This window comes from Pseudomonas sp. 2725, from assembly GCF_050434585.1.
GTDB classification, from domain to species: Bacteria; Pseudomonadota; Gammaproteobacteria; order Pseudomonadales; family Pseudomonadaceae; genus Aquipseudomonas; species Aquipseudomonas jessenii.
In genome coordinates, this window is the sequence record NZ_JBNDIV010000008.1 from 326,275 (window position 1) to 336,731 (window position 10,457).

8 protein-coding genes are annotated in these 10,457 nt (G+C 61.8%); 3 read left to right on the forward strand and 5 right to left on the reverse strand.

Translation table 11 applies throughout. From position 1 onward, the window contains the following. Window positions 1-514 precede the first annotated feature (514 nt). Complete coding sequence (locus ABIE16_RS23750) at window positions 515-1,432, reverse strand: LysR family transcriptional regulator (RefSeq protein WP_057715510.1); 918 nt, start codon at window positions 1,430-1,432, stop codon at window positions 515-517. A gap of 160 nt (window positions 1,433-1,592) precedes the next feature. Here ABIE16_RS23750 and ABIE16_RS23755 point away from each other — a divergent pair, with 160 nt between their 5' ends. Next, window positions 1,593-2,042, forward strand: a complete 450-nt coding sequence (locus ABIE16_RS23755) for a helix-turn-helix domain-containing protein (RefSeq protein WP_218498348.1) — start codon at window positions 1,593-1,595, stop codon at window positions 2,040-2,042. Window positions 2,043-2,078: 36 nt separating this feature from the next. On the opposite strand, the gene ABIE16_RS23760 is transcribed toward ABIE16_RS23755, so the two are convergent. Together ABIE16_RS23760 and ABIE16_RS23765 are read right to left on the reverse strand one after the other, a co-directional pair. Further along, window positions 2,079-2,903: an alpha/beta fold hydrolase gene (locus ABIE16_RS23760; protein WP_218498349.1), complete on the reverse strand. Its 825-nt coding sequence runs from the start codon at window positions 2,901-2,903 to the stop codon at window positions 2,079-2,081. A gap of 43 nt (window positions 2,904-2,946) precedes the next feature. Beyond that, window positions 2,947-3,513, reverse strand: a complete 567-nt coding sequence (locus ABIE16_RS23765) for a flavodoxin family protein (protein WP_218498350.1) — start codon at window positions 3,511-3,513, stop codon at window positions 2,947-2,949. A 366-nt stretch (window positions 3,514-3,879) separates the two neighbouring features. Here ABIE16_RS23765 and ABIE16_RS23770 point away from each other — a divergent pair, with 366 nt between their 5' ends. Continuing rightward, window positions 3,880-6,684, forward strand: coding sequence for an ATP-binding protein (locus ABIE16_RS23770; RefSeq protein WP_429522073.1), 2,805 nt, complete (start codon window positions 3,880-3,882; stop codon window positions 6,682-6,684). On the opposite strand, the gene ABIE16_RS23775 is transcribed toward ABIE16_RS23770, so the two are convergent. Both ABIE16_RS23775 and ABIE16_RS23780 read right to left on the reverse strand, forming a co-directional pair. Next, a complete protein-coding gene (locus ABIE16_RS23775; RefSeq protein ID WP_429522074.1) occupies window positions 6,649-8,133 on the reverse strand; it encodes an ATP-binding protein in 1,485 nt (494 codons plus the stop codon). The two genes, ABIE16_RS23770 and ABIE16_RS23775, sit on opposite strands and share 36 nt — an antisense overlap. Before the next feature lie 151 nt (window positions 8,134-8,284). Further along, on the reverse strand, window positions 8,285-9,235 hold the full coding sequence (locus tag ABIE16_RS23780) for a GlxA family transcriptional regulator (protein WP_090454681.1): 951 nt from the start codon (window positions 9,233-9,235) through the stop codon (window positions 8,285-8,287). Between the two features lie 329 nt (window positions 9,236-9,564). Here ABIE16_RS23780 and ABIE16_RS23785 point away from each other — a divergent pair, with 329 nt between their 5' ends. Further along, on the forward strand, window positions 9,565-10,287 hold the full coding sequence (locus ABIE16_RS23785) for a pirin family protein (protein ID WP_057715517.1): 723 nt from the start codon (window positions 9,565-9,567) through the stop codon (window positions 10,285-10,287). Window positions 10,288-10,457 lie beyond the last annotated feature (170 nt).

Here is a 10,457-nt window from a genome sequence, read left to right on the forward strand (position 1 = left end):
CCTTCGCGAGCAGGCTCGCCCCTACAGTTGGGCTGGGTACACTCGTAAGAAAGTGGTCGGCTGTCAGGCCGCCATCGCGAGCAAGCTTGCTCCCACAGAAGAGCAAAAAGCAGAGCATCCCGCACCACCGCGTCGCTTCTCACCACTCATCAGGCCGAGCGTTAGCTCGCCTGCAGCTTTTGATCTTGATCCACCCGCCCCCTCGGCAGGCTGAGTGGAGGTGTTTATCCGGGGATTGGCGCGCAGCGCCGTTCGACGCAGTCGAACACATCGCATGTAGGTGCCAGCGAAGCCAACCGGAGGGCGATGCCCCCGGATGAATGCCGGAGCGAAGGAACCCCGAGCCTCAGCGAGGGGCCGTACGTAAGGGGCGAGACTTTTTGGTTCCTTTTGTGTCGTTTGACAAAAGGGACTCGCCGTAAGGGCGAAACCGCCAGCCGCCGTTACCGAAGAAACGGATATGTACTCAATCAACAAAGAACCTGGTCGGCCCAGAGGCCGCCAAGGTCAACACCTAAGAAACATCCAAAGCCACAGACATGAACTGACCGATCCGCGACCGCAACCACCGCTCCGCCGGATCATTGTCATGCACCCCGCTCCAGGCCATCGACAACTGCGCCGCCTCAATCTCGAACGGCGGATCCTCAGCGCGCAAGCCACAGCCCTCGACCAACGCACACGCCGCATAATCCGGCACAGTGGCAATCATCTCGGTCCCGGCGAGCAACGCCCGCAACCCACTGAACTGCGGCACCCCCAGCACCACACGACGACTACGCCCGACCTTCGCCAGATCCAGGTCGATGTTGCCACTCAGGTCGCCGGAAAAAGACACCATCGCATGGGGCCGCTCGCAGTACTCATCCAGGGTCAGCGTCCCCGGCCGGGTGTCGCCGCGCAGCACTTTGCAGGGGATATCGCGCAGCTTCTTGCGCTTGGCATTGGCCGGCAGATCCGTGGTGTAGCTCACACCCACCGAAATTTCCCCCGACGCCAACAGCGCTGGCATCAACAAGTAATTGGCCCGCCGCACGACCACGACGATGCCCGGTGCTTCCTCTTGCAACTGACGCAGCAACGGTGGAAACAAACCGAACTCGGCATCGTCCGACAACCCGATGCGAAACACATCGCAACTGGTCGCAGGATCGAATTCCTTGGCCCGGCTGACCGCACCGGAGATGGTGTCCATCGCTGGCTGCAATTCCTTGAGAATCGCCAATGCGCGCGCCGTCGGTTCCATGCCGCGTCCGTTGCGCAGCAGCAACGGATCGTCGAACAGATCGCGCAAACGCCCCAGCGCGGCGCTCACCGCCGGTTGGCCCATGAACAGTTTTTCCGCGACTCGGGTCAGGTTCTTTTCGAACATCAGGGCCTCGAAAATCACCAGCAGGTTCATGTCGACGCGACGCAGATCGTTACGGTTCATAGGCACAGGTTCCTTGTGTGTGTTCGGCCGGGCGCGAGGATGAGAATTGTGTCTGACTTTACCCAAGACTTCCCGCGGTGAGCGAGAAATTAACAACGATTAACTCGTAAGCCAGAGCCTTCGGGTCCAAGAATGAAGCCTACCGACACGGACATTCGCCATGGCTCACGTTCAGCAAAATGCCGCCCCCGCGTCATTCACGCCGGTGCCAAAGAAAAGCACCGGCTGCCTCAGCCCGCAGCGCGAAAAGCTGGTTAAACAACTGATCCTCGAACGTCTGGGCGACAGCCTGGAAGTTACTGAACTGGCGCAGGCCTGCGCCCTGTCGCGCAGTCACTTCTCCCGCGCGTTCAAGTGCAGCACCGGCCTCTCGCCACAGGACTGGATTCGCCAGCAGCGCATTGCCCTGGCCAAGCAATTGATCCAGTACACCAACCTCAGCCTCACGCAGATCAGCCTCGAATGCGGCTTCTGCGATCAGGCGCACTTCTGCCACATCTTCACCCGCAGCGAAGGCATCAATCCGTTTGCCTGGCGCTGTCAGGCGGTGCATGGCCTTAAAAGCAAAAGATCGCAGCCTTCGCCAGCGCCTACGGGTATGCACGTGTAGGCGCTGGCGAAACCTGCGATCCCTTGATCCGGCTTTTTAACCTTTCAAGAACGCCAACAGGTCAGCGTTGAGCTGGTCCTTATGGGTGTCCGTCAAACCGTGAGGGGCGCCCGGGTAAATCTTCAGGGTCGAGCCCTTTACCAGTTTGGCGCAGGAGACGCCCGCCGCTTCATACGGCACGACCTGATCCGCGTCGCCATGCACCACCAGCGTCGGCACGTCGAACTTCTGCAGGTCTTCGGTGAAGTCGGTTTCCGAGAACGCCTTGATGCAGTCATAGGCGTTCTTGTGGCCGGCCATCATGCCCTGCATCCAGAACCAGTCGATCATGCCCTGGGACGGTTTCGCGTCAGGCTTGTTGAAGCCGAAGAACGGGCCGCTGGCGAGGTCGATGTACAGCTGCGAACGGTCGGCCAGCGAGGCCTGGCGGATGCCGTCGAACACTTCCAGCGGCAGGCCGCCGGGGTTGGCTTCGGTCTTGAGCATCAGCGGTGGCACCGCGGAAATCAGCCCGGCCTTGGCCACGCGGCCGGTGCCGTGGCGACCGATGTAACGCGCCACCTCGCCACCGCCGGTGGAGAAGCCGAACAGCACGGCGTTTTGCAGGTCGAGCAGCTCGATCAACTGCGCCAGATCGTCGGCGTAATGGTCCATGTCATTGCCCGACCACGGCTGGCTGGAACGCCCATGACCGCGACGGTCGTGGGCGATGACCCGATAGCCCTTGGAGGCCAGGAAGATCATCTGCGATTCCCAGCTGTCGGCGTTCAGTGGCCAGCCGTGACTGAAGACAATCGGCTGACCGGTGCCCCAGTCCTTGTAGTAAATCTCGACGCCATCGCGGGTAATGAAAGTGCTCATGGGTGATGCCTCCTTAACGAGGGTTGGGGGTGAATCAAAAGGGTCAGTGGCGCAGGCGATCGGCCAGGCGCGCCACTCGCTCGCCCAGGTGCGCGGCGGTGCAGCGATCCTCGGGCGGAGGGGCATCGTCGGGGGATTGCTCGACATTCGACTGGGCCATGGCACCCAGTGAGCTGCCCAGGCGATTGAGTTGGCCGTTGAACGCGCCGGTGCTGGAGCGTGCCGGCAGCAGGTCGAGGCCGACCCAGATCATCGAGTGCTGGGCGGCGAACACCGCCATTTGCAGCAAGGTGTTGAGTTTGTCGCCGCACAGGCAGCCGGAATTGGTGAAACCCGCCGCGAGTTTGTCGCGCCAGGGCTGGGTCAGGTAGAACGCCGCCGTGGCCTCCATGAACGCCTTGAAGGCCGCCGAGGCGCTGCCCATGTAGGTCGGCGCGCCGAAAATGATAGCGTCGGCGTTGTGCAGCCGCTCCCAGTGCTCGTCTACCTCTTCGACCGGGATCAACTGGCAGGTGCTGCCAAGGTGCCGTTCCACGCCACCGGCCACGGCTTCGGCCATGACCCGGGTGTGCCCGTAGCCACTGTGATAGACCACCACCACGTTGCTCATTGGTTTGTCCTTGAGATGGGTTGAAATCCCTTGTAGGAGCGAGCTTGCTCGCGATGGTGTGTCAGCCACATTGGTGTCGACTGATACTCCATCGCGAGCAAGCTCGCTCCTACAGGAAGATAGTTTTGGGTGCAGACCGGACGCAGGACGAGTTAAACGTTGTTAATTTTCCCAGGCGCGCAAAAAGCCCCGGCAGACGCTGTCCATCTGTCGCGCCCAACGATCACGGGGCCGACAGCCGCTGGCCGATACGCTAGAGTCAAGGCCTGCCCCTTCAGTCACCCAAGCGACGCATTGCGCTCCGTAAAAAACCTGAGGAATATGCTCGAAAACCGCGTACCAGACGGATGCAGCAGGAGCGACTCGTTGACCCTTTCCCCCGAACAGGCTGTGCATTTCGGCCCCTACCGGGTCTACCCCGGACAACGCCTGGTGATGGAGGCCGACCAGCCTTTGCGCCTGGGGCGGCGCGCCATGGACATCCTGTTGATCCTGCTTGAGCACGCCGGCAACGTGGTCAGCAAGCAGCAACTGATCGCCCGGGTCTGGCCCAACAGCGTGGTCGAAGACATCAACCTGCGGGTGCACATGGCCGCGTTGCGCAAGGCGCTCGGCGACGGTCAGGCCGGCCAGCGCTACATCGTCACCGTGGCCCAGCGCGGGTACAGCTTCGTCGCCCCGCACTCACTGGAGCAGGCCGAGCAACCGCCAGCGCCCGAGGCTTGCGCACCGAGCCGGCATAACCTGCCGGTGCGCCGCACGCGAATGATCGGCCGGCAGACCCTGGTCGACAATCTGGTGGTGCAACTGCCACGCCAGCGCTTCATCACCCTCGTCGGTCCCGGCGGCATCGGCAAGACCACCGTGGCCTTGCGGGTCGCCGAACAAATGATCGGTCGCTACCGGGACGGCATTCGCCTGCTGGACCTGGCCCCGATCAACTGCCCGCTGATGATCGACGGTCATCTGGCGACGTTGCTCGAACTGGCCCTGCACAACGACGCCCCCCTGAGCGGTATTGCCGACTGTCTGCGCGACAGGCAAATGCTGTTGGTCATCGACAACTGCGAGCACCTGGTCGACGCCATCGCCCATCTCTGCGAAACCATTCTGCGCAGTGCGCCGCACGTGCATATTCTCGCCACCAGCCGCGAGAGCCTGCGGGCCGAAGGCGAATTCGTCCAGCGCCTGGAATCACTCGACTGCCCTCCGCCCATCGCCGTCCTCGACTGCGCCCAGGCGATGACCTTTTCCGCCCTGCAACTGTTTGTCGAGCGGGCCATGGCCAGCCATGACAGCTTTGAACTGACGGACGATGAACTGCCGCTGTTGATCGACATCTGCCACCGACTGGACGGCATTCCACTGGCCATCGAACTGGCGGCGGCGCAAGTGGGCAACTTCGGATTGCCCGGCTTGTTGACGCAGTTGCAAAGCAACTTCCGGGTGTTGACCCAGCCCAGCCAGACGCCCCCGGCACGTCATCAGACCCTGCGCGCGACACTGGACTGGAGCTTCGAGCTACTCAGCGCCTGCGAAAAGACCTGCCTGCGCCGACTGAGTGTGTTTCGCGGCGGTTTCACCCTGGAGTCCGCAGCGGCGGTGATTGTCGGCGAACACATCGAACCGCGCGAGGTGTTCGGCTCGATCACCCAACTGGTCGCCAAGTCCCTGTTGAACGTGGAGGTGGGCGACGAGGATGTTTACTACCGCCTGCTCGATACCACCCGCAGCTATGCCCTGGAAAAACTTGCGCAAACCACCGACCTGCCCGGGACGCGGGAGCGGCATGCCGAGCGTTGCCTGGCAACGATGCAACAGGCGCAGGACGACTGGGAGAAAACGTCCACCGGCTTGTGGCTCGAACGCTATGGCCGGGCCCTGGAGGACATCCGTGCAGCCCTCGATTGGGGTTTGCACGGGCAAGGGCCGCAGGCACTGGCGATACGCCTGGCCGCGACGTCCACGCCGCTGTGGCAGGAGTTGTCACTGCTCAAGGAACACGGCGGTTATGTGCGCAAGGCGCTGGCCTTGCTCGAGCAGTCTGCCGAGCCTTGCCCGCGCTTGCAGATGGCCCTCAAGCTGGCTTTGGGCAGTGCCTGTTATCACGTTCAAGGAGGTAGCAGCGAAACCGTTGGCGCCTTCGTCAGCGCCAGAGCCCTGGCCAGCCAACTCAACGATGTGGCCGGTCAGTTGCGGGCGATTTCCGGGCACCTGGCGGTCAATCTCAGCTGCGGCCAATACCAGATGGCCCTGGAACAGAGTCGGCAATTCGATCACCTGGGGCTGCATGACGACGCCCTGATGTCCCTGAGCATGCATCGATTGCGGGTGCTCGCCCTGCACTTCTCCGGCAACCAGCATCAGGCAGGGGAGCATGCCGAACAAGTGCTGCAACGCATGGCCCACAGCGGTCATCTCAACCGTTTCACCCATGGCTTTGGCGTGCAATACGACCAGAGTGTGGCGGCGCTGACCCTCCACGCGCGCATCCTCTGGCTGCAAGGCCAGCCGGAACAGGCCTGGCGCACTGCCCGCCAGGCGCTGGACATCGCATTGCAGATCAACCACGGCACGTCGATCTGCTACACCCTGGCGCTCGCCGGCTGCCTGATCGCCCACTACAACGGCGATACCCGCAGCGCCCGCAAACTCCTGCGCCTGCTGCTGCAACAAGCGCGGAAGCACTCGGTCCTGCTGTTCCATGACTGGGCGCAACACTATGCGCGGGTGATCGGCGGTACCGATGTTCAGCCAATCGGCCGACAAAGCGTCGGTTTGATCAAGGACATCATGGTCACGCTGGATTCAACCTGTGTCGACGATGATTTGCTCGAACGTGCGCAAAGCGGTGTTTCGGACTGGAGCACGGCAGAGATACTGCGGGCCAGGGCCAGGACGTTGCTGGCAACCGATTGCCCGCTCCAGACCGCGACGGCCGAAACCATGCTGCTCAAGGCACTCGACGTGGCAAAGGCCCAGGGTGCCCTGGCCTGGGAGCTGCGTAGCGCCACCTCACTGGCGCAGTTGTGGCAGCGTCAGGGCGATCCCCAGCGGGCGCATCAATTGCTGGCCCCGATCTATCAGCGCTACACCGAAGGTTTCGCCACGCCAGACTTGATGACCGTTCGCCGGCTACTCGACGAGCTGCAATGCCACCTGCCCGCCTGAGGGCCAGCGTGTTTGACTGACGTAACCGGCATAACGCATTTCAAGGGCGCGCAAATCACCACTGAGTTCGAGTTTTTCCAGCGCATAGGTGCGGGTGGTGTTGAGGAAGCGGTAACGGGCCACTTCCCTCCCCTGCTCCAGGGTCAGTAGCGACTTGAGGGCCAGGCTTTCCATCACCTTGACCAGGTCGGCGGCGGGCAGCCTGTCGCAGCAGATCACGCCAATCGCTGCGTCCCGGGTGAAGGCCATTTTGAACACCGCCAGGCGCTGCAACACGGTTTGCTCCACGGCAGTCAAACGTTCGTAGCTCCAGTCCAGCGCCGCCTTGAGCGTCTGGTGCCGGGGCACGGCCGTGCGGCGGCCCTGGGACAGCAATTGAAAACAGTTATCGAGTTGCGCTTGCAACCCCACCAGCGCCAGCGCATCGATTTGCGCCGCCGCCAATTCAATCGCCAGCGGCAGGCCGTCGAGGCGCCGGCAGATTTCCCGTACAGTCTTGAGGTCTTGTTCGCGCAGGGTGAACCCTTGCTGACGAGCCCGGGCACGGCTGACGAATAACTGCACCGCCGAATAGCCCATGACCTCGTCAACACTGCGCAGCGCTGACACCGGCGGCACCGCCAGCGGTGGCAGACGCAATACGGTTTCGCCCGCTGCCTGGAGCGGCTCGCGGCTGGTGGCGAGGATCGACAGACGAGGCAGCGAAGCCAGCAGTGTTTCGATCAACGTCTGGCAGCGTTCGAGCAGGTGTTCGCAGTTGTCCAGAACCAACAAGGCATGCCGCTGCGCCAGCGCCTCCAGCGTGGTGCCGACCTCCAGCCCAAGGGTTCGTGTGAGGTGGTCGGTCACTTGCGCCGGGTCATCGATCGCCGCCAGGTCCACCAGCCACACGCCGTGCCGATAGTGCTGCAACAACAGTTCGGCCACGCGCAGCGCCACGGTGGTCTTGCCGATCCCGCAAGGCCCGACCAGGGTCATGAATCGGCGCACCGGCAACTGCCGCACCAGGCTGCCGACAACCGCATCGCGCCCGGTGATCGGCGTGAGCCGCGCCGGCAAGTTGTGCAGGGGCTTTTTTACGGTCTCGCTCGGGAACGAGACGGGCTGCGGCGAATGCTGTACCGGGGCGACAAAACTGTAACCGCGCTGGGGAATGTTGACGATGTAGCATTGGCCGTTCTGGCCGTCGCCCAGGGCTCGGCGCAGGGCGGCAATGTGTACCCGCAGGTTGATCTCTTCGACCACGGAGCGCGGCCAGACCTGCGCAATCAACTCTTCCTTGCTGACAACCGAGCCTGCGTGTTCGACCAGCACCTGCAACACGTCAAGGGCGCGGCCGCCCAGGCGCAGCGGTCGATCGCCCTCCAGCACCAGTCGCTGACTGAGGTGGAAAGCGTAGGGCCCGAATTGCAGCACCGCTTCGCTGTTTATATCTCTGAGGCTGTTCATGGGCTGTCACTCGCTGCAAGCCTGGCTTCCAGCCCAGGCTCTGCACCGTCCTTGCAATGAGTTCAGCGGTATCTTGGCAGGCCTCGGTGACGGTACAACTGCCGCGGGGGGAGCGTCACGGCCATTGCGGTGCGCACGACGGACATACGAGCTAGCTGAACTGCTCGCGGTATTGGGTTGGAGTCAGGCCGAGCTTTTCACTGAACAGAAAACGCATGTGCCGCACGCTGCCGAAGCCGCTTTTGAAGGCCACGGTCTTGAGTGGCAACTCGGTGGTTTCCAGCAGGTTCCTGGCGCAATCGATACGCGCGCTTTGCAGAAACTCCATCGGCGTCATGTTCACTTCCCGGGCGAACACCCTGGCGAAATGACGCGGGCTCATGTTGGCCAGACCGGCCATTCGCTCGATGCTGTAGGTTTCATCGAGATGTTCAAGCACATGGTTCTGCACCCGGGTAATCGCCGTTTCGTGAGGGGCCACCGCCGCCATCAACGGGCTGAACTGCGCTTGCCCGCCCTGGCGTTTCATGACCACCAGCAACACTTTGGCCACGTCCTGGGCGACTTTTTTGCCATGATCCTGGGCGACCACCGACAAGGCCAGGTCGATCCCGGCGGTGACGCCACCGGAAGTGATCAGGTTGCGGTCCTGAACGAAGATCTGATCGGTCTCGACGGTCGCCTTCGGAAAGCCCTTGATCAGCCGCTCGGTGTAGTGCCAGTGGGTGGTGACGCGATAGCCGTCGAGCAAACCCGCATGCCCCAACACGAACGCCCCGGTGCAGATCGAGCCATAACCGGCGGACCGGCTGACGTTGTGCCTGAGCCAGTCGAGCAATGGCGGATGCTTTTCGTTGTAGGCACCGGGACCACCGGGCACCAGCAGCAAATCAAAACCCTCGCAGGCCTGATCGATGTGCCGGTCGGCGTGCACGCTCACCCCGTTGGACGCCCGCAGTGCGCCGGGCTCGGTGCCGATGGTCGTCAGCACATAGTGATCTTCGGGTTTCAGATAACGATTGGCGATGGAAAACACTTCCATGGGCCCGGCCATGTCGAGCAGGAGAAAGTCGGGAAACAGCACCATTGCCACGGTTTTCATGGATTGGAATTCACTGGGATCAAATAAGGTCGGTTTGTCGAGCGCTATCCCTTTGTGGGAGCGAGCTTGCTCGCGATGGCAGTATCACATTCGACAGATGAGGTGACTGGAAAATTGCTATCGCGAGCAAGCTCGCTCCCACAGGTTTCGGTACTGTGCATTATGGACAAACACAGGCCAGGCATCGGAAAAGAATAACTGATTCGTGCCCGAATACTGTCAACCTGAAAGAGACAGTATTTCAATTTCAACCTACTTATTGAATCAACCAGTAACCATTAACCTTCTCCTCACTCGGACGAATTCACGTCCCCAAAGGAGATTTCATCATGCTGACTCTTCGCAAAGCCTCGGATCGTGGCCTGGCCAATCACGGCTGGTTGAAGTCGTTCCATACCTTTTCCTTCGCCAGCTATCGCAACCCGAAAGAGCAGGGTTTTTCCGACCTGTTGGTGATCAACGACGACCGCGTCGCCGCCGGCAAAGGCTTCGGCCAGCACCCGCACCGCGATATGGAGATTTTCTCCTATGTGCTTGAAGGTGCCCTGGAACACAAGGACACCCTGGGCACAGGTTCCGTGATCCGCCCCGGCGACGTGCAACTGATGAGCGCAGGCAGCGGTGTGGCCCACAGTGAATTCAACCACTCCGGAACCCGGCCGGTGCACTTTCTGCAAATCTGGATCGTGCCCGACGTCAGCGGCGCCAAACCGCGCTATCAGCAAGAGCATTTCAGCCCCCAGAAGAAACGCGGGCGCCTGCAACTGATCATCTCGCCGGACGGCGCCAAGGGTTCGCTGAAGGTGCGTCAGGATGCACGGGTGTATGCCGGCCTGATCGACGGCAAGGAAAGCGCCACCCTGGAGCTCGCCGCCAACCGCTACGCCTATGTGCATGTGGCTCGGGGCAGCGTTGAACTCAACGGTGTGTTGTTGCAGGAAGGCGACGGTGTGCGGGTTCGCGAAGAACAGGTACTGACCTTGAGCAATGGCGTGGATGCTGAAGTATTGGTCTTTGACCTGCGGCCACAGGAACTGCCGGAAATGCCATGACCGACCCCTGTAGGAGCGGGCTTGCTCGCGAAAGCGCTGTGTCATTCAACAGAGATGTCGACTGGCACTCCGCCTTCGCGAGCAAGCTGAACTGGTCAAGTAATCCCGGACACCGGTTACGGTGTTTATGCCGCTTTTTGCTCCATGGCTATTGGCGACAGATAGTTGTT

What these genes read in the sequence shown, in the direction of transcription:
- ABIE16_RS23750 (WP_057715510.1), bottom strand. Translation starts at nt 1,432, where the DNA reads ATGAACCGTAACGATCTGCGTCGCGTCGACATGAACCTGCTGGTGATT.
- ABIE16_RS23755 (WP_218498348.1), top strand. Translation starts at nt 1,593, where the DNA reads ATGGCTCACGTTCAGCAAAATGCCGCCCCCGCGTCATTCACGCCGGTG.
- ABIE16_RS23780 (WP_090454681.1), bottom strand. Translation starts at nt 9,235, where the DNA reads ATGAAAACCGTGGCAATGGTGCTGTTTCCCGACTTTCTCCTGCTCGAC.
- ABIE16_RS23760 (WP_218498349.1), bottom strand. Translation starts at nt 2,903, where the DNA reads ATGAGCACTTTCATTACCCGCGATGGCGTCGAGATTTACTACAAGGAC.
- ABIE16_RS23775 (WP_429522074.1), bottom strand. Translation starts at nt 8,133, where the DNA reads ATGAACAGCCTCAGAGATATAAACAGCGAAGCGGTGCTGCAATTCGGG.
- ABIE16_RS23765 (WP_218498350.1), bottom strand. Translation starts at nt 3,513, where the DNA reads ATGAGCAACGTGGTGGTGGTCTATCACAGTGGCTACGGGCACACCCGG.
- ABIE16_RS23785 (WP_057715517.1), top strand. Translation starts at nt 9,565, where the DNA reads ATGCTGACTCTTCGCAAAGCCTCGGATCGTGGCCTGGCCAATCACGGC.